The sequence below is a fragment of the Mycobacterium sp. Root135 genome (assembly GCF_001426545.1).
GTDB lineage: Bacteria > Actinomycetota > Actinomycetes > Mycobacteriales > Mycobacteriaceae > Mycobacterium.
The window spans coordinates 157756-180262 of the sequence record NZ_LMEZ01000010.1; the positions used below are offsets into that span (position 1 = coordinate 157756).

Here is a 22507-nt window from a genome sequence, read left to right on the forward strand (position 1 = left end):
GTCTTCACTGCTAACCACCCCCCGCTTCGGCTGGTAACGGCGGACCGGGTGCCGGTCCAGGCAGCGGACCGCTGCCGTCGGGCGGGGTTCCGTAACCCTCGGCCGGGGCACCGACCTGCGACACCTGTCCGGGAATCGGTGGCGGCGGGAGGAGCAGGTCGGTGAGCCTGCCGTCGGGTCCGAGCGTCGGCGGCGTCACGCCGGGGGCGGGTTGCCACTGCAGGTAGGGCACCGGCGTCTGGGCCTTGGCCTCGGTTTCCGGTGTGTCGTAGATGATCTGGCCCTTGTAGGCCGTGATGCTGTTGATCGGGTGGAACAGGATCGGCGGGTAGTTCACCGCGAGACGCTTCAAGACCGGGGCCATCCGCTGCCTGCAGATCTCGGCGCGCTTGAAGTTGTCTGGCGATGCACCGACGTCGAACGTGCCACCGCAGATGAACTGCACCGGGTTGGCGAAGTTGGGCAGCGACAGCAGACCGCCGACGGTGCCCTGGGCCGGGTTGTAGATGTTGTAGAAGTTCGCAAGGCCGTTCGGCGTGATGTGCAGAACCTGTTCGATGTCGTCGCTGTGCTCGGTCAGCAGGTTGGTGAAGTCGGTCAGCTTGCCGATCTGGCCGATCAGCGCCTCGTTGTTCTCGTTGAGGAATCCCTTGACGTCGCCCAGCGCTTGGTTCAGCGCGCCGAGGGTCTGGTCGAGGTCCTTGGAACTGTCGGCCAGCACCTGAGACACCGAGGCCACGTGATTGGAGAACTGGACGATCTGTTCGTTGCTGTTCGCCAACGCGTTCACCAGCACCTGCAGGTTGCGCACGGTGCCGAACAGGTCGCTGCGGGAGTCACCGAGGCGCCCGGCCGTCTGCGACAGTTCCCGCAGCGCGTTGCGGAATGAGTCGCCGTTGCCGTCGAAGGTGTCGGCCGCCTGATTCACGAATGAGGCCAGCGGTCCCTGCATGTCGCCCTGTTTGGGTCCGAGCGACGCGCTGAGTTGGGTGAGCTGGGTCTTGACGTCGTCCCACTCGACGGGAACGCCGGTGCGGTCGAGGCCGATCTGGGCGCCGTCGGCCATCACCGCCCCACCGGTGTAGGCGGGGGCGAACTGAATGAACCTGGCCGACACCAGGTTCGGCGCAATGATGAGGGCCCGCGCGTCGGCGGGCAGCTTGACGTCGCCGTCGACGACCATCGTGACCTTGACGTCGTCGGCGCGGGGCTGGATCGACTTGATCTTGCCGACCGGGACACCGACCACCCGGATGTCGTCACCCGGGTAGAGACCCACCGTCGACGGGAAGTACGCGACGACTTCGTGGCCCTTGGCCGACGGCCACACCACGTACACGCCGCCGATCAAGGCGGCAACCAACATCGCGACGACGGCGAACCGCAGCCACTTGTTGCGCGAACCAGTCGAATTCTCTTGGGTCATGGCGACTTCGGCCTAATCACCATGCGCTCGGAAATGAATCCGCGCAGGTAGTCGGCCAGGCTGTCCGGCAACTTGCCCGGCTGGAAGTAGGTGTCCAGCAAGACCTCGGAGAGCGTGGCGGGAGGCAAGCCGTAGAGGTTGATGTTGAAGCCCGGGCCGTTGCCGACGACCTCGCCGAGCGCGGTGGCGTACGGGGGCAGCCTGCGAAGGGCCTCGCCGATGTGCTCCTTGCGCTCGAGCAGGTTGTCCAGCACGGCGTTCAACTTCTGCAGGGCAGGCCCGAACTCCCGCTTGTTGTCGGCGACGAAGCCCGAGAGTTGTTCGGAGACGGCCTGAATCCCGCCGATCAGATTGCTCAACGCCTGACGCTTCTCGTCGAGTGCGGCGAACAGCAGGTTGCCGTCGGTGATCAACTGGTTGACCTGACCGGAGCGCTGCGCGAGGGTGTCGGACACCTTCTTGGCATGGGCGAGCAGTTGTTCGAGCGCCTCGTCGCGCTTGTTGATGCTGCGGGACAGATCGGTGACGCCGTCCAGCGCCCCGCGCAACTGCGGGGTCGCGTCGCGCAGCGTGTCGGTCAGCACCTGAAGGGCCTGCTCGAACTTGGGCTTGTCGAGCTCGCCGGCGTTCTGGCCGAGGTCCTGCAGCGCGGTGTTGAGCGTGTAGGGAGTGGTGGTGCGGCCCAACGGAATCATCGTCGTGCTACCCGAGCCCTTCGGGGTTACCGAGAGGGATTTCTGGCCAAGCACCGTGTCGGTCTTGATCGCCACCAGGGACTGGTCGCCGACGCGCACCTTTCGGTCCGCGGTGAACTTCACCAGGGCCGAGTCGCCTGCGAGCTCGACCGAGTTGACCTTGCCGACCTTGATTCCCGACACGTTGACGTCGTTGCCGGGGGTGATGCCGCCTGCGTCGGTGAAGTACGCCTCGTAGTTCTTGCCCTGGGGCCAGAACGGAAGGCCGGTGTAGCCAAAGGAGACCAGTACCAGGCACACCACCAGGGTGATGCCGAAGACACCGGTGCGTACGGGGTTGCCCTCGCCGGGTCTAGCCATTCTCCGAGCACCTCCCCTTGGTCGGATCGGACGGACCGCCGAACGGAATCAGGATGTCGCTGCCCGCGGGTCCGTTGATCTTCATCCGGATCGAGCAGTAGTAGATGTTGAAGAACGATCCGTACGCGCCAAGTGCGTTGAGCCGCAGGTAATTCTCCGCCAGCGGTTCGATGACCTTGTTGACGTCACCCTTGCGCTCGTCGAGCCGCTGCGCCAAGGGCCGGAGGTTCTCGATGACACCCTGGATGGGGCGCCGCCCCGTTTGCAGGAGGTCGGTCAGATCGTTGGTGGCCGACGCCAACGGAGGAATGGCGCCCGCCACCGGATCGCGGTTTTCCGCAAGCCCGGTGATGAGCTGTTGCAACTGGTCGACGGCCGCGTTGAACTGCGCGCCCTTGTCGTCGATCGTGCCGAGCACGGCGTTGAGGTTGTTGATGGTGTCGCCGATCAACTGGTCGCGAGCGGCGAGGTTCTGGGTGAACGACGACGTGCTGGCGAGCAGGGTCGACAACGAACCGCCCTGTCCCTGAAGCAGTTCGATGACGGCGTTGCTGACCTCGTTGACCTTGCTGCCGTCGAGGCCCTTGAGCACGGGTTTGAGTCCGCCAAGTAGGGCGTCGAGGTCCAGCGCGGGTTCGGTGTTCGCCGTGCCGAGGGTCGCGCCCGCCGGGAGCTTGCGCAGATCGCCGGGGCCCGAGGTGATTTCGAGATAGCGGTCACCGACGAGGTTCTGGTAGCGGACGAGTGCCCTCGTCGAGGTGTAGAGCTGATAGCGGCCGTCGACGTCGAATGCGACGTCGACGGTGTTGTCGGGATTGAGCTCGACGGACTTCACCGAACCCACCGGGACACCGGCGATCCGGACGTCCTGGCCCGCCTTGAGACGCGAGGCCTCGGTGAACGTGGCGTGGAAACTGTTGCCCGACCCGAAGCGGAACTGCCCGAAGACGACCACCAAGCCCGCCGCCACCAACAACATGGCGACGGTGAAGATGCTGACGTAGACCACCGTCTTGTCCGTCTTCACTAGAAATCGTCCCTTTCCGCGTACGCACCGTGGAACAGGAACTGCAACGTCGACGGTGCGTCGAACTGCAATTCGGTGTTGGGCTGGTAGGGAATGTAGGCGTTGTCGGTGACGAGGAAGGGCGGCCGATACCACGAACCGCCGTATTGCTTGCTCGGAATGTTCGGCAGCCCACGGCAATTGGGACCACCCGAGGCGTTCACCATTGGCAAGCTCTCGGGGTAGGTGTAAGCGGGCGCACCCGGAAGGAAGTTCGACGCGACGAACAGACCGGGGCGAATGCCACCGATCACCGGCGCAAACGTGTCGACCGCCTGGGCGACGCCCTTGAGCAGACAACCCAGTTCCGGCGAGTAGTCACCGAGGACCTTCAGCGGCGCGCGCAGCCGCTGCACCGCGGCGATCAAGTCCTCGGCCCCCGGTTGCAGGGTGGCCGTGCCGTTGTTCGCCAACCCGGTGGCAGCCAGCAGGGTCGCGTTGAGATTGTCCTGCTGGTCGACGACGGTCTTGCTGATGGTCGGCGTGTTCTCGAACACCGTGACCAGGTCGGGGGCGGCGTCGGCGTAGACGTTGCCGACGACGCCGGTCTTTTGGAAGACCTCTTGCAGCTGGGGCAGCTTCGGATTCAATTGCTGCAGATAGGAGTTCAGCCCCGCGAGCGTGGCGCCCAGATTGTCGCCGTTGCCTCGCACACCTTCTCCGAGCGCGCTCAGCGTGGCGTTGAGGTTGATCGGGTCGACCTTCTGCAGGGTGTTGGTCAGTGACTGGAAGAGCGTGTTGACCTCGAGCTGCACGTCGGGTGCGTTCACCTGGGCGCCGGGACGAAGCGAGCCGCCCTTCGGATCCTCGGGTGTCAGGAATTCCACTGCCTTGGCCCCGAAGACGGTGGTGCCCGCGATGCGCACCTTCGCGTTCGACGGGATGAACTTCAGCTGGCTGCTGTCCATGGCCAGGGTGAGCTTGGCTTGCTCGCCCGCGTACTCGATGGACTCGACCTTGCCGATCTGGATGCCGCGGTACTTCACCTTGGCGTCGGTCTCCATCACCAGGCCGGCGCGGGGGGCGGTCACGGTCACCGTGTCGGTGCGGGTGAACGCCGCCGTGTACGAGAGGTACGTGAAGACGACGGCCGCCAACATGACAGCCGCGAGGATCGCAGCGGCGATCCTCACATGACTGCGCTTGGCGTCACCCATCTCGCGACCCGCCTATCCGGACAAGTTGAAGTTGCCCGACGCGCCGTACGCGGCCAGGGAGATGAACAAGGTAATGGTGACCACGACGATGAGCGAGGTCCGGACGGCCTGACCGACGGCGATCCCGACGCCGACGGGTCCGCCGGATGCGTTGTAGCCGTAGTACGTGTGCACCAGCATCACCGCTATCGACATGACGATGGCCTGAAGGAAGGACCACAGCAGGTCGGTCGGCACCAGGAAGGTGTTGAAGTAGTGGTCGTACAGGCCCGCCGACTGCCCGTTGATGAAGACCGTCGTGAAGCGCGCGGCGAAGAACGCCGCCAACACCGACAGTGAGTACAGCGGGACGATCGCGATGAGTCCGGCGATGATCCGCGTCGACACCAGGTAGGACACCGAGTGCACCGCCATCGCCTCGACGGCGTCGATCTCCTCGGCGACTCGCATGGCGCCCAACTGGGCGGTGGTACCTGCGCCGATCGTTGCAGCGAGGGCGATGCCCGCGATCACCGGAGCCACGATGCGCACGTTGAGGAACGCCGAGAGGAAGCCGGTCAGCGCTTCGATGCCGATGTTGCCGAGCGACGAATAGCCCTGCACCGCAATGACACCACCGGAGGCCAGCGTCAGGAATGCTGCGACGCCGACGGTGCCGCCGATCATCACGAGGGCGCCCGCGCCCATCGTCATCTCGGCGATGAGACGAATGGTCTCCTTGCGATAGCGGGTCAGCGCGTTGGGGATGTAGCGCACGGACTCGCCGTAGAAGAGCGCCTGCTCCCCGATGGTGTCGATGGCCCTTGGCACGCCTCGGAAGAATCGGCGGATGCGGAGGGTCGCGTCGTAACTCATCAGCGGTGTCCTCGACTCTTCGCGCGAGCGCTCATCGTGCCAGCACCCGAACGCCCACTGCCGTCAGGATCACGTTGATCACGAACAGACAAATGAAGGCATAGACGACGGTCTCGTTGACGGCGACGCCGACACCCTTGGGTCCGCCCTTGACCGTCAACCCGCGGTAGCACCCGACCAGGCCGGCCATCAAACCGAACAGGAGTGCCTTGAACATGGCGAGCACCAACTCGCCGAGCCCGGTGAGGATGGTCAGCCCATTGATGAAGGCGCCGGGGTTGACGCCCTGAAGGAAGACGGAGAACACGTAGCCGCCCGCGATGCCGATGGCGCAGACGAGACCGTTGAGTAGAAGCGCCACCAGAGTCGACGCCAGCACGCGCGGGACGACGAGGCGCTGGATCGGGTCGATGCCGAGCACGCGCATCGCGTCGATCTCTTCGCGGATGGTGCGGGCGCCGAGGTCCGCGCAGATCGCCGTGGCGCCTGCGCCGGCCACGACGAGCACCGTCACCACCGGGCCGAGCTGCGTGATGGTGCCGAATGCGGTCCCCGCGCCGGAGAGATCCGCCGCCCCGAGCTCCCGAAGCAGGATGTTGAGCGTGAACGCCACCAGGACCGTGAACGGGATGGCCACCAGCAGCGTCGGGACCAGCGAGACGCGCGCGATCATCCACGTTTGATCGAGGAACTCTCGGAACTGAAAGGGCCTGCGGAAGATCTTGACGAAGGTGTCCAGCGACATTTCGAAGAATCCGCCAACGGCCCGCGCCGGAGCCATCAGCTGTTCCTTCAACCTGGACTCCGTTCTCGGGTCGGGTGGTCGAAAAGCGACGACGGCGAATAGTCAGTGACTACGAGCCGCGACAACCTTCCAACTACTCGGTTTAACGCCGCTCTTAGTGAGCCGGCTCATATTAACTAGAACACGTTCGCAGTGTCAAAGAACCGCGATATCCGTCGATATTGACATATCATCGCAGGTCAGAGCCACTGTGACATAGGTCATTCTGTAACGTGTTCTAGTGGCCCCACCAGGGTGACAACCGAGACTGTCAGTCTCGCGAGGACATCAGGGCATTGGCCGAGAATCCCAGCTCGGGATCGCGACCAGCAAAGTACTCGTTCATCGTCGAACCAAGGTCGTCGGCGGCCCACGCGTCCGACCCCGCGGTGAAGTGCTTCTCGGCAGTTGGCGCCGCCACCAGCGTCACGGTTGGACCATAGACGATGAAGAGCTGTCCGTTCACGGCTTCCGAGGCCGGCGAGGACAGGTACTGGACGAGGGTCACGACGTGCTCCGGTGAGAGACCGTCGACCTTCCCGTCGTCGAGCGTCGGGGCGTCGCCGAACACGTCGGCCGTCATCGCCGTTCTGGCACGCGGCGCGATCGCGTTGGCGCGTACGCCGTAGCGCCCGAGCCCGCGCGCAGCCGTCAACGTCAACGCGGTGATGCCCGCCTTGGCCGCGCCGTAGTTTGCCTGACCCACCGGGCCCGCAAGGCCCGCTTCGGACGACGTGTTGACCAGCCGACCGTAGACCGTTCCGCCGTTCTCCTTGGCCTTCGCCCGCCAGTAGGTCGCGGCATTGCGCGTCAGCAGGAAGTGACCGCGCAGGTGGACGGCGATCACGGCATCCCAGTCTTCGTCGGTCATGTTGAACAACATCCGGTCGCGGGTGATACCCGCGTTGTTGACCACGATCGACAGACCGCCGAGGCCGTCGGCGGTCGAGACCAACTCGTCGGCCGTACTGCGGGCACTGATGTCACCGGCGACGGCGACGCCCTTGGATCCGGCGGCGGCAATCTCGTCGAGCACGTCGGACTTGTCGAGCGCGCCTGCGATGTCGTTGACGACCACCGTCGCACCGACACGAGCCAAGCCGATCGCCTCGGCGCGGCCAAGGCCCGCGGCGGCGCCGGTCACCACCGCGACCAGTCCGGACAGATCCGTGGAGTTACGTTCCGTGCTCAATTTATGAATACCTCTAGTCCTTGCGAATGAGGGCTGCTCTTGGGCATTCGGCTACCGATTGCTCGGCCACGTCCTCTTGGCCGTCCGGCACGGGGTCGGCCTTGATCACCGCATAGTCCTCGTCGTCCAGATCGAACAGGTCCGGGGCAATACCCACGCATACCGCGTTGCCTTCACAGCGATCACGATCGACTTCGACTCGCATCAACAACCTCCTCGAAACCCGTGCGCATCTCCGCCCGGCGTCGGATCAGACTAACCGTGCCTGGATTCCAAGACTAGAACGTGTTACAACCGGGGAGGACCATGGGTCCCCAAGACCCCAGCGGAAACAGTGAGGACAGCAGCGATGCGGATCGGCTACAGCCCCGAGCAAGAGGAGTTGCGCCGCGAGTTGCGCTCGTACTTCACCAAGTTGATGACGCCCGAGCGCGCTGAGGCGCTCAGCGCGGGCGACGGCGGCGAGATGGGGCGCGGCAGCGTGTACCGCGACACCGTCGCGCAGATGGGCAAGGACGGCTGGCTGACACTGTCGTGGCCCAAGGAATTCGGCGGCCAGGCACGGCCGCCGATGGACGGGCTGATCTTCAACGACGAGGCGTCGATCGCCAACGTGCCCGTGCCGTTCCTGACGATCAACAGTGTCGCGCCGACGATCATGCACTTCGGCTCCGACGAGCAGAAGAGCTTCTTCCTGCCGAAGATCGCCGCCGGTGAACTGCACTTCTCCATCGGCTACTCCGAGCCCGGCGCGGGGACCGACCTTGCGGCACTGCGCACCACCGCGGTGCGCGACGGCGACGACTACGTCATCAACGGTCAGAAGATGTGGACCAGCCTGATCGCCTACGCGGACTACGTGTGGCTTGCCGTCAGGACGAACCCCGAGGCCAAGAAGCACCGCGGCATCTCGATGCTGATCATGCCCACGACCGCCGAGGGCTTTTCGTGGACTCCGGTGCACACCATGTCCGGCGTGGACACCAGCGCCACCTACTACCAGGACGTCCGCGTCCCGACATCCGCCTTGGTCGGCGAGGAGAACGCCGGCTGGAAGCTGGTCACCAATCAGCTCAATCACGAACGCGTGGCCCTGGTTTCGGCGCAGCCGATCTACTCGGCGCTCGACGGTGTCCGCGAATGGGCGCAGAACACCAAGAACGTGCACGGCAACCGGTTGATCGACTCGGAGTGGGTGCAGCTGAACCTGGCCCGCGTGCACGCCAAGGCCGAGGTGCTCAAGCTGATCAACTGGGAGCTCGCGTCGAGCGACGCCGCTCCGTCTCCTGCGGACGCGTCGGCAGCCAAGGTCTACGGCACCGAACTGGCCACCGAGGCCTACCGACTGCTCATGGAAGTGCTTGGCACCGCCGCGACGCTGCGCACCGACAGCCCCGGCGCGCTGCTGCGCGGCCGGATCGAGCGCATGCACCGCTCCTGCCTGATCCTGACCTTCGGCGGCGGCACCAACGAGATTCAGCGCGACATCATCGGCATGGTCGCCCTCGGCCTGCCCCGAGTGAATCGTTAAGGGACCCACCATGGATTTTTCAACACCTGAGGCCGCCACCGATCTCGGCGGACTGGCCCGGTCGATCGTCGACTCGATCTGCACCCCCGATCGTCAGCGCGAACTGGACAAGCAGGACGAGCGCTTCGACCGTGAGCTCTGGTCGAAGCTGGTCGACGCCGACATCCTGTCGACCACTGCCCCTGAGTCGTTGGGCGGCGGCGGTTTTGGAGTTCTCGAGGAAACAGCGGTGCTGGCCGCCCTCGGACGCCAGATCGCGGCTGTCCCCTACTTGGAGTCGGTCGTGCTCGCGGCGGGCGCCCTGGCGAAGTTCGGCTCGGAGACTTTGCAACGCGACTGGGCCACGCCTGCGGTGGCCGGCGAGAAGATCCTGACTGTCGCGCTGGACGGCGACATGGGCGAGGGCCCGGTCCAGGCCCAGTCCGTCGACTCGGGTTACCGCCTCACCGGCTCCCGGGCGCTGGTCAGCTACGGGCCCGTCGCCGACGCGTTCCTGGTGCCCGCCGAAACCGACGCGGGCACCCGCGTCTTCCTCGTCTCGGCGTCCGACGACGGGGCGTCGACGACGTCGCTCGACACCACCGGCCACGGCAGCGTCGGCCACCTGGACCTGCAGGGAGTTGATCTCGACGGCGGTCGGCTGGTCGGTGGCGACGAAGTACTGTCATGGCTGACCACCCGAGCCGCCTTGGCACGCAGCGCCTTTCAGCTCGGAGTGCTGGAGCGCGCCCTGGAACTCACTGCGCAGTACGCCCGCGAGCGCGAGCAATTCGACCGGCCCATCGGCAGCTTCCAGGCGGTCGGCCAACGGCTCGCCGACGGCTACATCGACATCAAGGGCCTGCGGTTGACGGTGACTCAGGCGGCGTGGCGGCTGTCCGAGGATCTGCCTGCCGATCTCGAAGTCGGCACCGCGGCGTTCTGGGCGGCGGAGGCCGGCCATCGCGTCGCGCACACCGCGGTCCACGTCCACGGTGGCGTCGGCATCGACGTCGACCACCCCGTACATCGCTACTTCCTCGCCGCCAAGCAGACCGAGTTCGCGGTCGGCGGGGCGACCGGTCAGCTGCTGCGCATCGGCCGCGAGTTGGCCGAGACGCCCGCCTGAAGTCCGGGCGAGCGAAGCGACGGGGAAGCAACAGGTGTCCGACGACCGACCAACCGTCACCGAACTCCTAGCGCCGCTGGTCGACGTCACCGATCGCGGTGTGTACGAATGTGATTCGTTCATCAGCTGGAGTGATCACCTTCTGGCCGGGGCTCGGGTCGCCGCGGCCCTGACCGCGCGCCTCGACCCGGGCAAGCCCCCGCACGTCGGCGTGATGCTGGGCAACACCACGTTCTTCTCGTCGGTCCTGGTGGCGGCCGGCCTCTCCGGGCTGGTGACGGTGGGGCTCAACCCGACCCGGCGCGGCGATGCCTTCGCCCGCGACGTCGCCCGCGCGGACTGCCAACTGGTGCTGACCGACGACCTCGCCGCCCTTGGCGACGGAGTACCCGACGGCGTGGTGGTGGTCGACGTCGAATCAGCCGACTGGGCCGCCGAATTGGCGTCGTACAACGGAACGCCGGTGACGTTCGCCGACACTCGTCCCGACGACCTGTACATGCTGATCTTCACCTCCGGCACCAGCGGCGAGCCGAAGGCCGTCCGGGTCACGCACGACAAGGTGGCGTTTCCCGGCACGATGCTGGCCGAGCGGTTCGGGCTGGGCCGTGACGACACCTTCTACCTTGCAATGCCGCTCTTCCACTCCAATGCCATCATGGCGGGCTGGGCGGTGGCGGTCGCCGCCGGAGGGTCGATTGCGTTGCGGCGCAGGTTCTCCGCATCTCAGTTCATCCCCGACGTGCGCCGCTTCAACGCGACGTACGCCAACTACGTCGGCAAGCCCCTCAGCTACGTCCTCGCGACCCCGCCTCGCGACGACGACGCCGACAATCCGTTGCGGTTCATGTACGGCAACGAAGGTGCGCCACGCGACCTGCCGCGCTTCGCGCAGCGCTTCGGCGCCTACGTCGTCGACGGCTTCGGGTCCACCGAGGGCGGTATTGCCATCGCCCGAACGCCAGACACCCCCGACGGATCACTGGGGCCGTTGACCGAGGAGATCGCCGTCGTCGACGTCGAGACCGGCGAGCCGTGTTCACCCGGAAGGGTCGGAGAGCTGGTGAACCCGCGGGGCCGAGGCTGGTTTCGCGGTTACTACGGTGACGAGGCCGCCGAAGCCGAACGGATGCGCGGCGGCGTCTACCACAGCGGTGACCTGGCCTACTGCGACGACGCGGGCTACGTCTACTTCGCGGGACGACTCGGGGACTGGATGCGGGTCGACGGCGAAAATCTGGGGACCGCGCCGATTGAACGAATTCTGTTGCGGCACTGCGACGTCGTCGAGGCGGCCGTCTACCCGATCCCCGATCCGGCCGTCGGCGACCGGGTGATGGCCGCGCTGGTTCTCACCGACGGTGCGGACTTCGACGCCGAGGCGTTCGCCGCCTTCCTGGCCGGTCAACCGGATTTGGGTCCCAAGCAATGGCCGTCGTTCGTGCGGATCGGCACCGCGCTGCCGCGTACCGAGACGTTCAAGGTGCTCAAGCGCGTGCTGTCGGCGGAAGCACTGGACTGCACCGATCCGGTGCACGCCATCGGTCGGTAGCGTGGAGCCATGGGTTACCGCGAGACGGTGCCATCGACTGGCTTGGAGGATCTCGTCGAGGCGGCATGGACGGCCGACGGCGGAGCGGATGCTGTCCGCATATTGCCCGACGGGTGCATGGACCTCATCGCCGTCGACGGTCGCGTGGTGATCGCCGGCCCCGACACCTCGGCCCTGATCGCCTCCCGCGGGCCGCAGACGCTGACGGGCTTGCGGTTTCGGCCGGGCGTCCTACCTCGGCTGCTGGGCGTTCCGGCGGCCCGGCTGGTCGGTCAACGGGTGCCGCTCGACGACGTTCGTCCGGTGCGCAACCAGACCAGCCTGGTGGCGGTCGCGGCAGAACTGGCGAGCCGTCGGGAGCAAACCGAGACCGCACCGTGGTCTTTGGAGGTGCTGAGGTACGTCACGACCACGCTGGCGACGGGTGCGCCGGTCGAGCAGGTCGCCAGCGACACCGGCTGGTCCAGCCGCACGCTGCAGCGCCAGTGTCAGGCCGTGTACGGGTACGGCCCCGCGACGTTGCGCCGCATCTTGCGTTTTCGCCGTGCCACGGTGATGTTGCAGGCTGGCCGGTCCCCCGCCGACGTGGCCGCCGCCGCCGGTTACGCCGACCAGCCTCACCTGCACCGGGAAGTTCGGTCATTCGCAGGCACCACCGTGACGACGCTGGCCACCGGCGAGCGCTAGGCGTAATGGCTAGGCCAAGGGCGCGAACAGGTCCACCGACGTTCCGTCGGGATCCCGAATCGTCGCATAGCGCTGGCCCCAAGGTGCGTCGTAGGGCTTCAGAGTGCCGGGATGCCCTGCCGCGATGAATCTTTCGAACACGGCGTCCACGGCTGCGGGCACGTCCAACTCGAAGGCGATCGCCACCCGACCGGGACCGGTCGGCGGTGTCCACCCCGGATGCATGCTCGCGATTACCTCCTCGGTGTCGAATGCCAACCGGTTGCCGCCCAGCAGGGCGACCTCGACGTGGGGGCCGTCGGGATCGGGTATCTCCAGACCCAGCAGACGGTAGAACTCGACCGTCCGGGCCACGTCACGAGCGACGATCTCGACGACGACGGATTGCACTGAAACGTTCATCCACCAAACGCTAGGCGGCGGCGACGGGCACGTCGTGAACGAATCGGACACCTTTGATCCAAGATCAACCAGCGCGAGCAAATGATCGTCAGGCCATGTCACGTCGGCCTCGAACCTCGCCGGCGGCCCAACGAAAAATATTGAGTAGTTATACCCACCCTGCACAGGGCATGTTTTGAGCTACGCTTCGGACCGGAATGGACAGCCTCATCGCTTGCCAGCAGTCTCCACGAACCAAGTTTCCGAATACGAGGAGTTAACGAATGAGAACTTCGGCGCTTACTGGTGTGGCTGCGGCCGTCACCGCCCTTGCCGTCGTCCTGTCCGGCTGTGGTTCGGACACCAAGACCGCGACGTCCAGCAGTTCCGAGACGAGCAAGTCGTCATCCAGCAAGGATTCGACCACCTCGAAGAAGCCGACGGTGACCGAAACCCCCGAAGCCGCGGCGGGCCCGAATCCGACGATCGCGGATTACATCGCCGAGAACAAGATTCAGGAGACCGGGGTCAAGATGGGCGATCCCAACGCGCCCGCAGTCAACCTGCCGGTGCCGGACGGTTGGCAGGTCCTCCCGCCGGAGCAGGCACCCGAGTACGCGTACGGCGCGATCGTCTACACCGGACCGGAATTCGAGGCAGACCCGCCGAACATCGTCGCCTTGATGTCCAAGCTGGACGGTGACGTCGACCCGCAGAAGATCATCGACCTCGCACCGGGCGAGCTCAACAACCTGCCGGACTACAAGCCGGGCAACGAGGGCGAGACCAGCACCTTGGGTGACTACCCGGCCTACGTCCTCGGCGGCACCTACACCAGGGACGGCGCGACGCGCTTCATCGCGCAGAAGACCGTCGTGATCCCGGCCGCCGACGGCCTGTACGTGTTGCAGCTCAACGTCGACGGACCCGACGCCGCAGGCGACGTCTTGGCGTCGGCGACCGAGAAGATCGACAGCGACACCACGATCGGCTGACACCACCCGCGAAAACCGAACGCCGCCACAGTGATCGAGCACTGTGGCGGCGTTCGGCGTTTCGGCCCCGTCAGCCGCGGATGTCGTCCAGGCGCCGCGAGGCCGCCTCGAAACCGGTGACCAGTTCACTCATGATCTCGGCAACGGGACGAATTTCGTTCATCCGCCCCACGATCTGACCGACCGGCATGGCAACCGCCGTCGGGTCCGTCGCCTCGTTCATGCGCTGGTGCGCTTCGCTGACGAGGATGTTCTGCAGCGGCATCGGCAAGGGTTCCGGTGCGCCGTCGGCGTCCCAGGCCTCCGTCCACCGCGACTTCAGCAGTCGCGCGGGCTTTCCGGTGTAGATCTTGCGACGCACGGTGTCGCTCGAGGTCGCGGCGAGCATGGCCTCCTGAATCACCGACACACCCGAGGACCCCCGCACCCCGAGGTCGTACTCCGCGGCGGTGAGGAACGCCGAACCCATCCAAACCCCCTGGGCGCCAAGCGCCAGCGCCGCCGCCACCTGTCGGCCGGTGCCGATGCCGCCCGCGGCCAACACCGCCGCCTTGCCGTCCAGGGCGTCGACCACCTCGGGCACCAAGACCATCGAGGCGATCTCGCCGGTGTGGCCACCCGCCTCGTGCCCCTGGGCGATGACGATGTCGACCCCGATGTCGAGGTGCCGCAGCGCGTGCTTGGCACTTCCGGCCAAGGCCGCCACCGGAACCCCCGCGGCGTGCACCTGGTCGATGACGTCCTTCGGCGGCGTGCCGAGCGCGTTGGCGATCAGCTTGATCGGATGCTTGAGGGCCACCTCAACGTGTGAGCGGGCGACCGAATGCAGCCAGCCGAGAACGCCTTCGGACTTCGCCTCGTCGTCCGCCAGGGGCGGCACACCGAGGTCGGCAAGCGTCTTTTCCACGAATTCGCGGTGGGTCTGCGGGATCAGCTTGTTGATGTCCACGCTGGTGCCTTCGGTGGGCACCTTGGCGGGCATGACGATGTCCACGCCGTACGGCAAGCCGAGAGTGTTCTCGTCCATCCACTGCAGGACCCGCTCGAGTTCGTCGGCCTGGTTGAACCGGACGCAGCCCAGCATGCCGAGCCCGCCGGCGCGGGTGACCGCCGCGGCGACCTTCTCCGACGGGGTGAAGACGAAGATCGGGTACTCGATGCCGAAGCGTTCGCAGAGTTCGGTTTTCATGCTTGCACTCCTACGTGTTTGGCGTGAACGTCGTCGGCCGGACGCTCCTCGGTGGTGTCCTTGGCCCAGCGGTAGTCGGGCTTGCCCGCCGGGGAACGCTTGACCTCGTCGACGATCCACAGGCTGCGCGGCACCTTGTATCCGGCGATCTCGGTGCGCACGAATTCGTCGAGCTCCGCGAGCGTCGGCCGGGTGCCCTCACGGGGATGGACGACGGCCGCGACGTGCTGCCCGAAACGCGGGTCGGGCACCCCGACCACCAACGCGTCGAAGACGTCGGGGTGCCCCTTGAGCGCGGCCTCGACTTCTTCGGGGTAGATCTTCTCGCCGCCGCTGTTGATCGACACGGAGCCCCGGCCCAGCATCGTCACGCTGCCGTCGGCGTCGACCTCGGCGTAGTCGCCCGGAATCGCGTACCGCACACCGTTGTACGTGCGGAAGGTCTCGGCCGTCTTCTTCTCGTCCTTGAAGTAGCCGACCGGGATGTGGCCGCACTTGGCGATGATGCCGCGCACGCCCGAACCGGGCGCGACCTCGTTTCCGTCCTCGTCGAGCACCTTGGTGTTCTTGTCGATGGTGACCCGGGGACCGCCGGTGTGCGACTGGCCTTTGGCCACGATGCTGGTGCCGCCGAACCCGGTCTCCGACGAGCCGATCGAATCGGTGATGATCCGGTTGGGCAGCAGCTCGAGGAACTTCTCCTTCAAGCTGGTCGAGAACAGTGCCGCGGTGCTGGCCAACAGGAACAGCGAGGACAGGTCGTAGGTGTTGCCCTCGTCCTGGTGCGCGATCAACGCGTCCAACAGCGGGCGTGCCATGGCGTCACCCGTGAAGAACAGCAGATTCACCTTGTGCTGGTGGATCATTCGCCAGACCTCGTCGGCGTTGAACTCCGGTGCGAGCACCACGGTTTGCCCGGAGAACAGCGACATCCACGTGGCCGACTGGGTCGCGCCATGGATCATCGGCGGGATGGGCAGCCGGATCATCGGCGGATTCGCCGCCGCGGCCTTGGACAGGTCGTACTCGTCGGCGATGGGCTCACCGGTGGCAAAGTCGGTGCCGCCGAACAGGACCCGATAGATGTCTTCGTGGCGCCACATCACGCCCTTGGGGAAGCCGGTGGTGCCGCCGGTGTAAAGCAAGTAGATGTCGTCCTCGCTGCGCAGCCCGAAGTCACGCTCGGGTGACCCCTGCTCCAGCGCGGAGTAGAACTCGACGCCGCCGTAGCGCTGGAAGTCGTCATCGCTGCCGTCCTCGACCACGAGGATTGACTTCACCTTCGGCACCTCTGGCAGCACGTTGGCGACGCGGTCGGCGTAGCGCCGCTCGTGCACCAGCGCGACCATGTCCGAGTTGTCGAAGAGGTACTTCAACTCCCCCTCGACGTAGCGGAAGTTGACGTTCACCAGGATGGCGCCAGCCTTGACGATCCCCAGCATCGCGATGACGATCTCGATGCGGTTGCGGCAGTAGAGGCCGACCTTGTCGTCCTTCTGCACGCCCTGGTCGAGGAGGTAGTGAGCGAGGCGGTTGGCCTTCTCCTCCAACTCGGCATAGGTCAGTTGTTGGTCGCCGGAGATCAGGGCGACGCGGTCTGGCACGGCATCGATGGCGTGCTCGGCTAGATCGGCGATATTCAGGGCCACGAGACCTAAACTAGAACCTGTTACATTTTGTGACAAGTCTCCTGCATTGACGCTGAAAGGCGGACCCTCGTGACCGAGCCCAAGAATGAGCCCGACGCCCTCATTGAGCAGCGCGGACACACGCTGATCCTGACTCTGAACCGGCCGGAGGCGCGCAACGCACTTTCGACTGAGATGCTCTCGATAATGGTCGAGGCGTGGGACCGCGTCGACTCCGATCCCGAGATCCGGTCGTGCGTCCTGACGGGTGCCGGCGGCTACTTCTGCGCGGGCATGGACCTCAAGGCCGCGACGAAGGCCCCGCCAGGCGATTCGTTCAAGAGCGGCGGCTACGACCCCACCCGCATCGACGGGCTGTTGAAGGGGCGCCGGCTCACCAAGCCGTTGATCGCCGCCGTCGAAGGCCCCGCGATCGCGGGTGGCACCGAAATCCTGCAGGGCACCGACATTCGCGTGGCCGGCGAGAGCGCCAAGTTCGGCATCTCCGAGGCCAAGTGGAGCCTGTACCCCATGGGCGGTTCCGCGGTGCGGCTGGTGCGCCAGATCCCGTACACGATCGCGTGCGATCTGCTGCTGACCGGCCGCCACATCACCGCCGCCGAGGCGCTGTCCTACGGGCTGATCGGCTACGTGGTCCCCGACGGGTCGGCGCTGGACAAGGCGCTCGAGATCGCCGAGGTGATCAACAAGAACGGGCCGCTGGCCGTGCAGGCGATCCTCAAGTCGATCCACGACACCGAGGGCATGCACGAGCTCGACGCGTTCAAGGTCGACACGAAGATCGGCATCGGCGTGTTCATGTCCGACGACGCCAAGGAAGGCCCGTTGGCGTTCAAGGAGAAGCGGGCGCCGAACTTTCAGATGAAGTAGCAACCACCTCCTCGCGGCCATCCGCGTTTGTGAAGCCTGGGTAATTTTCGCCCCCACATTCCGCCCAGATTTCACGAACGCGGGCTTGTCGGTCGCCGTCGGCAGACTCCGTTCGTGGAGACCCCGTTCATTGGCCGCGAGGCACTGGACGCCGGCGACCTCACCCGTCACCACCTGCGCAGTCGGTTCGCCGCCGTCTACCCCGGCGTATACGTCGCCCGAGAGACGCAGCTGACCGCCCGACTCCGCGCCGAGGCAGCCTGGCTGTGGTCGACACGTAGGGCGGTGCTCGCCGGACGGTCAGCGGCAGCGCTTCACGGCGCCAAGTGGGTCGACGCCAAGGCGCCCGCCGAACTGCTGCATGACAACAGGCACGCACCGCCCGGCATTCGCACGTGGGCTGACGTGATCGCCGACGAAGAGATCGCGGTCATCAAGGGCATGCGGGTGACGACGGCAGCGCGGACCGCACTCGACCTCGCCAGCCGCAACCCCACCGACCAGGCCGTCACCGCCGTCGACGCGCTGTTGCGGGCGACCAGGTGCACGCGCGCCGAAGTCGAGTGGATCGTCGCACGTAACAACGGCCGCAAGGGAATTCGACGGGCGCGGGCGGTTCTCGAGCTCGTCGACGCCGGCGCGCAGTCGCCACGCGAGACCTGGTTGCGCCTCTTGGTGGTTCGTGCCGGCTTCCCACGGCCGCAGACTCAGGTGCCCGTGCGCAACGAGTACGGCATCGTCATCGCGCACCTCGACATGGGGTGGGAGGACGAGAAGATCGGGCTCGAATACGAAGGCGCCCATCATCGACTCAGCAGTGAGCAGTTCGCCTACGACATTCGCAAGCACGAACAGGTGCGTGAAGCCGGGTGGAGAGTCCTGCGCGTCACGTCGATGGACACCCCCGCGACGATCCTGAACCGTCTGGCCGAGCTTCGCGCTAGTCGAGCACGCGCGCCGTCGGGGTGAACACCACCGGCATCGCCTCGGGTCCGCTGACGAAGTTGGCGGGCCGCAACGGCACGGCGGCGTCGTCGGCCAGCCGCAGATCGGGCAGCCGCTCCAGCACCCGCTTGGTCATCATCGACAGCTCGAGTCGGGCCAGCTGGTTGCCGAGGCAGAAGTGCGAGCCGAAGCCAAAGGCCAAGTGACTGTTGGGGCTTCGGTCTATGCGGAAGTTCTCCGGGTCGCCGAACACCGCCTCGTCGAAGTTGGCGGCTTCGAACATCAGCATGATCTTCTCGTCCTTGCGCAACTCCGTGCCGTGGAACGTGGTGTCCGCGGTGAGCGTGCGGCACATGTTCTTCACCGGCGAGGTCCAGCGCAGCATCTCCTCGATCGCGCCGGGCAGCAGGTCGGTGTTCGTGACCAGGGCGTCCCACTGATCACGGTGTCGCAGAAGCTGTTCGGTGCCGCCGGACAGCGTGTGACGAGTGGTCTCGTCGCCGCCGATCAGGATCAGCAGGGTCTCCATGACGATCTCGTCGTCTGCCATCCGCTGGCCCTCGACCTCGGCGTTGACCAGGATTGAGAACAGGTCCTCGGTTGGTTCCGCGCGCCGCTTTCCGATGCTCTCCATCGTGAACGCGGTGTACCCGGCGAACGCCTCCATCATGGCTTGGGCCGAGGTCTCGTCGATGTGCGAACTCAGACCGGTGACCAGGTCGTCGGACCACTTCAGCAGCATGCCCCGCTCCTCGGGCAGCACACCGAGCATGTCGCCGATGACCGCCATCGGCAGCGGCGCGGCGATGTCGCGGACGAAGTCGCACTCCCCGCGCTCGCACACCGAGTCGATGAGGGTGTCACAGAGGATGGCGATCGACGGCACCTTGTCCATCACGCGCTTGCGGGTGAAGCCGGAGTTGACGAGCTTGCGGCGCAACACGTGTGCGGGGTCGTCCATGTCGATCATGTACGGCATGCCCGGCGTCTCGGGTCGGATGCCGCCGGTGTTGGAGAACAGTTCCGGGTTGCGTTCGGCGTCGAGCACCGACTGGTAGCTGGCCGCGGCGGCCAACCCGTTGCGGTCGCGAAACACCGGCTGGTTGGCCCGCATCCACCGGTAGGCCTCGCGGGCGCCGCCGTCGGCGTAGAAGGTGCCGTCGGTGAAGTCGACGTCGGGCCGGGTGCTCAAAAGGGAAGTCATCGAATCTCCTTGGCGTCGGCGAACGTCATCTCGACGTTCTCGGCGGAACTCGAGATCATCGCGCGTTTGGGAAACCCTAGCGACGCGAGTTCCTCGGCGTAGGGGTGTTTGCCAAGTCGGACTCGCACCCCGCCTGGTCGGTAGCGGACGCCGGAGAGCTTCATCTCGCCGGAGGTTTCGCGGGTGACGCCGTCCATGTGGGAGTACGTCGGGTGCACCTGAGGCTTGGACGTTAGGGCCGACGGCACGGGCAGCCCGGGGCTGAAGTCCATGCCGACGGCGAACTGCCCGTCGACGGTCACGTCGAACCCGAACCGGTGGCCGTCTCTAATCGTGAAGTCCGCCAACACCTTCGGATAACCCCAGATCGTCCGTCCCGCCTCGCACGTGAAGGCGCCGTCGACCGGCAGATGATGGATGAAGGCGCCCGCGGACTGCAGCGCCTTCAACCCGGTGGCGTGCGATCCCGGTGGGTTCACCATCACGTTGGTGCCGTACTCGAGGTACTCCCCCAGGTCGCCGTCGACGTAGTGCATGAGCATGAGGACGACGACGGCCCGCTGGGGCCGGAAGCGGCAGACCTGCATTCCGCTGTAGTCGATCATCCGCTGCGCGGCGTCGGCGTTTACCGAGAACATCGCCATGTGCTGAGTCGCGGAGCGGATCTGCACGGGCATGGTCACGACTGATCCTGCGATGGTGTGCTCGGTCACACCACGAATCTAGAACGTGTTCTAGACAACTTGCAAGAAGTGTCTACACCAGCGCGGCGAGATCCCTGATCTGCTCGGGCGAGCGGGCGCCGACGACCATCATCGTGACGCCCGACGCCTCCCACGCCGTGATCTGCTCACGCACGTAGTCCAGGTTGCCGACGATGGCCGAGTCGTCGACCAGCTCGTCGGGGATGACCTTCGCGGCCTCGTCCTTGCGGTCGGCGCGGAACAGCTTGGTGACGTCGTCGACCACCTCGGAGTAGCCCATCCGGCGGTAGACGTCGGCGTGAAAGTTGGTGTCCTCGGCGCCCATTCCGCCCATGTAGAGCGCCAGATGCGGCTTCATCAGCTCCATCACCTCGGCGCGGTCGTCGGTCACCACGACCTGCGCCGTCGCACAGATTTCGAAGGTCTCGCGCGTTCGCCGGGCCCCCGGCCTGGCGAAGCCCTCGTCGAGCCACTCGTTGTACATGCCCGCGATTCGAGGCGAGTAGAAGATCGGCAGCCAGCCGTCGCAGATCTCGGCGGCCAGCGCCACGTTCTTCGGACCTTCGGCGCCCAGCATGACCGGGATGTCCGCCCGCAGCGGGTGGGTGATGGGCTTGAGGTTCTTGCCGAGACCCGTCGTGCCCTCACCGGTCAGCGGCAACGGATAGTGCGGGCCGTCGCTGTGCACGGGCGCCTCGCGGGCCCAGACCTGGCGCAGGATGTCCACGTATTCGCGGGTGCGGGCCAACGGCTTCGGGAACTTGGCGCCGTACCAACCCTCCACCACCTGCGGGCCGGAGACACCGAGGCCGACGATGTGCCGTCCCCCGGAGAGGTGGTCGAGGGTCAGTGCGGCCATCGCGAGTGCGGTGGGCGTCCGCGCCGACAACTGGAGCACCGACGTGCCGAGCCGCATGCGGGTGGTCTCGCGGCCCCACCAAGCCAGCGGCGTGTAGGCGTCCGAACCCCACGCCTCGGCGGTGAAGACGGTGTCGAAGTTCGCCTCCTCGGCGGCCGCGACGAGTTCCGCGTGGTTGGTCGGCGGCTGCGCCCCCCAGTAACCAAGCTGCAGTCCCAGTTTCATTGACGCCAACCTTCCCGGGCCTCGCTGCCCGTTCTTGCCTCGATTGTTAGAACCTGTTCTACTCGACTCCGTGACCACCAGCCAAAGCAGCCCGGTGCAGCCCTCACCTCATACGGAAGACCGCGAGCCGCCGCTCTCAGCTCCGCTGAAGCTGTCATTCGACTACACCCGTTCAGTCGGATCGGTGCTCGGCCGGTTCTTCACCGAACTCCGCGACCGACACGTCGTCGGCATCCGCGGATCGGACGGTCGGGTGCTCGTTCCGCCCGCCGAGTTCGACCCCGTCACCTATGCGCCGTTGACGGAGATCGTACCGGTGGCCAGCGTCGGAACCGTGACGTCGTGGACGTGGCAACCCGAGCCTCTGGAGGGCCAACCCCTCGACCGCCCGTTCGCGTGGGCGTTGATCAGACTCGACGGCGCGGACACCGCGCTCATCCACGCGGTCGACGCCGGATCTCCGGACGCGATCGCCACCGGTGCGCGGGTACACGTGCACTGGGCCGACGAGCCCGTCGGCGCGATCACCGACATCGCGTACTTCGAGTTGGGAGACACCCCCGAGAATGCGCCAGAGGCGACCCTCGACCGCGACCCCGTGACGATGATCGTCACGCCGACGTCGATGGAGATCCAGCACACCGCATCGCATCCCGAGAGCACGTTCCTACGCGCCCTCGAGGAGGGCAGGCTGGTCGGCGCCAGCACCGTCGGCGGCAAGGTGTACTTCCCTGCGAGAGAAGCGGATCCGTCCACCGGACAGCAGCTCACCGAGTTCGTCGAGCTACCCGACAAGGGAACGGTGACGACGTTCGCGATCATCAACATCCCGTTCGCCGGGCAGAAGATCAAGCCGCCCTACGTCGCGGCCTACATCCTGCTCGACGGCGCGGACATCCCGTTCCTGCACCTGGTCACCGAGATCGAGGCGGCCGACGTCCGGATGGGCATGCGGGTGGAGGCGGTGTGGAAGCCCCGCGAGGAGTGGGGACTCGGCATCGACAACATCGACCACTTCCGGCCGTCGGGTGAGCCCGACGCCGAATACGACACCTACAAGCACCACCAGTAAG

The 22507-nt window shown here is 66.1% G+C and carries 22 protein-coding genes; 8 read left to right on the forward strand and 14 right to left on the reverse strand.

Annotation, left to right across the window (positions count from 1 at the left end; all coding sequences use genetic code 11):
* Positions 1-10 precede the first annotated feature (10 nt).
* From ASD37_RS29650 to ASD37_RS29685, 8 genes are all read right to left on the reverse strand, one after another.
* Positions 11-1426 carry an MCE family protein gene (locus ASD37_RS29650; RefSeq protein ID WP_056560483.1) on the reverse strand — a complete coding sequence of 472 codons (1416 nt, stop codon included), beginning with the start codon at positions 1424-1426 and terminating at the stop codon, positions 11-13.
* Entirely contained in the window at positions 1423-2481 is a 1059-nt protein-coding gene (locus ASD37_RS29655; RefSeq protein WP_056560486.1) for a virulence factor Mce family protein, read from the reverse strand. The genes ASD37_RS29650 and ASD37_RS29655 overlap by 4 nt, the downstream gene beginning before the upstream one ends.
* Complete coding sequence (locus ASD37_RS29660; protein WP_082570492.1) at positions 2474-3508, reverse strand: MCE family protein; 1035 nt, start codon at positions 3506-3508, stop codon at positions 2474-2476. The genes ASD37_RS29655 and ASD37_RS29660 overlap by 8 nt, the downstream gene beginning before the upstream one ends.
* Positions 3508-4704, reverse strand: a complete 1197-nt coding sequence (locus ASD37_RS29665) for an MCE family protein (RefSeq protein ID WP_056560489.1) — start codon at positions 4702-4704, stop codon at positions 3508-3510. The genes ASD37_RS29660 and ASD37_RS29665 overlap by 1 nt, the downstream gene beginning before the upstream one ends.
* A gap of 12 nt (positions 4705-4716) precedes the next feature.
* Positions 4717-5559 (reverse strand): ABC transporter permease, encoded by an 843-nt coding sequence (locus ASD37_RS29670; protein WP_056560494.1) that lies wholly within the window; start codon positions 5557-5559, stop codon positions 4717-4719.
* A gap of 31 nt (positions 5560-5590) precedes the next feature.
* Complete coding sequence (locus ASD37_RS29675) at positions 5591-6340, reverse strand: MlaE family ABC transporter permease (protein WP_370073104.1); 750 nt, start codon at positions 6338-6340, stop codon at positions 5591-5593.
* Positions 6341-6614: 274 nt separating this feature from the next.
* Positions 6615-7535, reverse strand: a complete 921-nt coding sequence (locus tag ASD37_RS29680; protein ID WP_056560500.1) for a 3-oxoacyl-ACP reductase — start codon at positions 7533-7535, stop codon at positions 6615-6617.
* A 13-nt stretch (positions 7536-7548) separates the two neighbouring features.
* Positions 7549-7740: a ferredoxin gene (locus ASD37_RS29685; RefSeq protein WP_056560503.1), complete on the reverse strand. Its 192-nt coding sequence runs from the start codon at positions 7738-7740 to the stop codon at positions 7549-7551.
* A 144-nt stretch (positions 7741-7884) separates the two neighbouring features.
* Here ASD37_RS29685 and ASD37_RS29690 point away from each other — a divergent pair, with 144 nt between their 5' ends.
* The 4 genes from ASD37_RS29690 to ASD37_RS29705 are packed head-to-tail and all read left to right on the forward strand — an operon-like array spanning position 7885 to position 12413.
* A complete protein-coding gene (locus ASD37_RS29690; RefSeq protein ID WP_056560506.1) occupies positions 7885-9066 on the forward strand; it encodes an acyl-CoA dehydrogenase family protein in 1182 nt (393 codons plus the stop codon).
* Positions 9067-9076: 10 nt separating this feature from the next.
* Positions 9077-10174, forward strand: a complete 1098-nt coding sequence (locus ASD37_RS29695; RefSeq protein WP_056560508.1) for an acyl-CoA dehydrogenase family protein — start codon at positions 9077-9079, stop codon at positions 10172-10174.
* Between the two features lie 34 nt (positions 10175-10208).
* Positions 10209-11726 (forward strand): long-chain-fatty-acid--CoA ligase FadD17, encoded by a 1518-nt coding sequence (gene fadD17 / locus ASD37_RS29700; RefSeq protein ID WP_056560511.1) that lies wholly within the window; start codon positions 10209-10211, stop codon positions 11724-11726.
* A 9-nt stretch (positions 11727-11735) separates the two neighbouring features.
* Positions 11736-12413 carry a helix-turn-helix domain-containing protein gene (locus ASD37_RS29705; protein ID WP_056560514.1) on the forward strand — a complete coding sequence of 226 codons (678 nt, stop codon included), beginning with the start codon at positions 11736-11738 and terminating at the stop codon, positions 12411-12413.
* Positions 12414-12422: 9 nt separating this feature from the next.
* Here the strand turns inward: ASD37_RS29705 and ASD37_RS29710 are convergent, their stop codons facing one another.
* Positions 12423-12815 (reverse strand): VOC family protein, encoded by a 393-nt coding sequence (locus tag ASD37_RS29710; protein WP_056560517.1) that lies wholly within the window; start codon positions 12813-12815, stop codon positions 12423-12425.
* A 263-nt stretch (positions 12816-13078) separates the two neighbouring features.
* On the opposite strand from ASD37_RS29710, the gene ASD37_RS29715 reads away from it, so the two are divergent.
* Positions 13079-13789, forward strand: coding sequence for an LpqN/LpqT family lipoprotein (locus tag ASD37_RS29715; RefSeq protein ID WP_056560520.1), 711 nt, complete (start codon positions 13079-13081; stop codon positions 13787-13789).
* 70 nt (positions 13790-13859) lie between these two features.
* On the opposite strand, the gene ASD37_RS29720 is transcribed toward ASD37_RS29715, so the two are convergent.
* Together ASD37_RS29720 and ASD37_RS29725 are read right to left on the reverse strand one after the other, a co-directional pair.
* Positions 13860-14978 carry a nitronate monooxygenase family protein gene (locus tag ASD37_RS29720; protein ID WP_056560523.1) on the reverse strand — a complete coding sequence of 373 codons (1119 nt, stop codon included), beginning with the start codon at positions 14976-14978 and terminating at the stop codon, positions 13860-13862.
* Complete coding sequence (locus ASD37_RS29725; RefSeq protein WP_056560527.1) at positions 14975-16627, reverse strand: acyl-CoA synthetase; 1653 nt, start codon at positions 16625-16627, stop codon at positions 14975-14977. Before ASD37_RS29725 ends, ASD37_RS29720 begins: the two co-directional genes overlap by 4 nt.
* Before the next feature lie 69 nt (positions 16628-16696).
* On the opposite strand from ASD37_RS29725, the gene ASD37_RS29730 reads away from it, so the two are divergent.
* Positions 16697-17497, forward strand: coding sequence for a crotonase/enoyl-CoA hydratase family protein (locus ASD37_RS29730; RefSeq protein WP_056560530.1), 801 nt, complete (start codon positions 16697-16699; stop codon positions 17495-17497).
* 114 nt (positions 17498-17611) lie between these two features.
* Positions 17612-18466 carry a hypothetical protein gene (locus tag ASD37_RS29735; protein ID WP_056560532.1) on the forward strand — a complete coding sequence of 285 codons (855 nt, stop codon included), beginning with the start codon at positions 17612-17614 and terminating at the stop codon, positions 18464-18466.
* On the opposite strand, the gene ASD37_RS29740 is transcribed toward ASD37_RS29735, so the two are convergent.
* The 3 genes from ASD37_RS29740 to ASD37_RS29750 are packed head-to-tail and all read right to left on the reverse strand — an operon-like array spanning position 18438 to position 21434.
* Positions 18438-19634: a cytochrome P450 gene (locus tag ASD37_RS29740; protein WP_370073106.1), complete on the reverse strand. Its 1197-nt coding sequence runs from the start codon at positions 19632-19634 to the stop codon at positions 18438-18440. The genes ASD37_RS29735 and ASD37_RS29740 overlap by 29 nt on opposite strands.
* Positions 19635-19642: 8 nt before the next feature.
* Complete coding sequence (locus ASD37_RS29745) at positions 19643-20359, reverse strand: acetoacetate decarboxylase family protein (protein ID WP_056560538.1); 717 nt, start codon at positions 20357-20359, stop codon at positions 19643-19645.
* A gap of 43 nt (positions 20360-20402) precedes the next feature.
* Positions 20403-21434 carry an LLM class F420-dependent oxidoreductase gene (locus ASD37_RS29750; RefSeq protein ID WP_056560542.1) on the reverse strand — a complete coding sequence of 344 codons (1032 nt, stop codon included), beginning with the start codon at positions 21432-21434 and terminating at the stop codon, positions 20403-20405.
* Between the two features lie 70 nt (positions 21435-21504).
* Between ASD37_RS29750 and ASD37_RS29755 the strand changes: the two genes are divergently transcribed.
* On the forward strand, positions 21505-22506 hold the full coding sequence (locus ASD37_RS29755) for a Zn-ribbon domain-containing OB-fold protein (RefSeq protein ID WP_082570493.1): 1002 nt from the start codon (positions 21505-21507) through the stop codon (positions 22504-22506).
* The last annotated feature ends 1 nt before the right edge of the window (position 22507 follow it).

Bases quoted from the DNA above. Each gene is read 5' to 3' on its own strand.
- ASD37_RS29675 (WP_370073104.1), bottom strand. From the start codon at position 6,340: ATGGCTCCGGCGCGGGCCGTTGGCGGATTCTTCGAAATGTCGCTGGAC.
- ASD37_RS29670 (WP_056560494.1), bottom strand. From the start codon at position 5,559: ATGAGTTACGACGCGACCCTCCGCATCCGCCGATTCTTCCGAGGCGTG.
- ASD37_RS29665 (WP_056560489.1), bottom strand. From the start codon at position 4,704: ATGGGTGACGCCAAGCGCAGTCATGTGAGGATCGCCGCTGCGATCCTC.
- ASD37_RS29715 (WP_056560520.1), top strand. From the start codon at position 13,079: ATGAGAACTTCGGCGCTTACTGGTGTGGCTGCGGCCGTCACCGCCCTT.
- ASD37_RS29705 (WP_056560514.1), top strand. From the start codon at position 11,736: ATGGGTTACCGCGAGACGGTGCCATCGACTGGCTTGGAGGATCTCGTC.
- ASD37_RS29695 (WP_056560508.1), top strand. From the start codon at position 9,077: ATGGATTTTTCAACACCTGAGGCCGCCACCGATCTCGGCGGACTGGCC.
- ASD37_RS29720 (WP_056560523.1), bottom strand. From the start codon at position 14,978: ATGAAAACCGAACTCTGCGAACGCTTCGGCATCGAGTACCCGATCTTC.
- ASD37_RS29655 (WP_056560486.1), bottom strand. From the start codon at position 2,481: ATGGCTAGACCCGGCGAGGGCAACCCCGTACGCACCGGTGTCTTCGGC.
- ASD37_RS29690 (WP_056560506.1), top strand. From the start codon at position 7,885: ATGCGGATCGGCTACAGCCCCGAGCAAGAGGAGTTGCGCCGCGAGTTG.
- ASD37_RS29750 (WP_056560542.1), bottom strand. From the start codon at position 21,434: ATGAAACTGGGACTGCAGCTTGGTTACTGGGGGGCGCAGCCGCCGACC.
- ASD37_RS29710 (WP_056560517.1), bottom strand. From the start codon at position 12,815: ATGAACGTTTCAGTGCAATCCGTCGTCGTCGAGATCGTCGCTCGTGAC.
- ASD37_RS29685 (WP_056560503.1), bottom strand. From the start codon at position 7,740: ATGCGAGTCGAAGTCGATCGTGATCGCTGTGAAGGCAACGCGGTATGC.
- ASD37_RS29650 (WP_056560483.1), bottom strand. From the start codon at position 1,426: ATGACCCAAGAGAATTCGACTGGTTCGCGCAACAAGTGGCTGCGGTTC.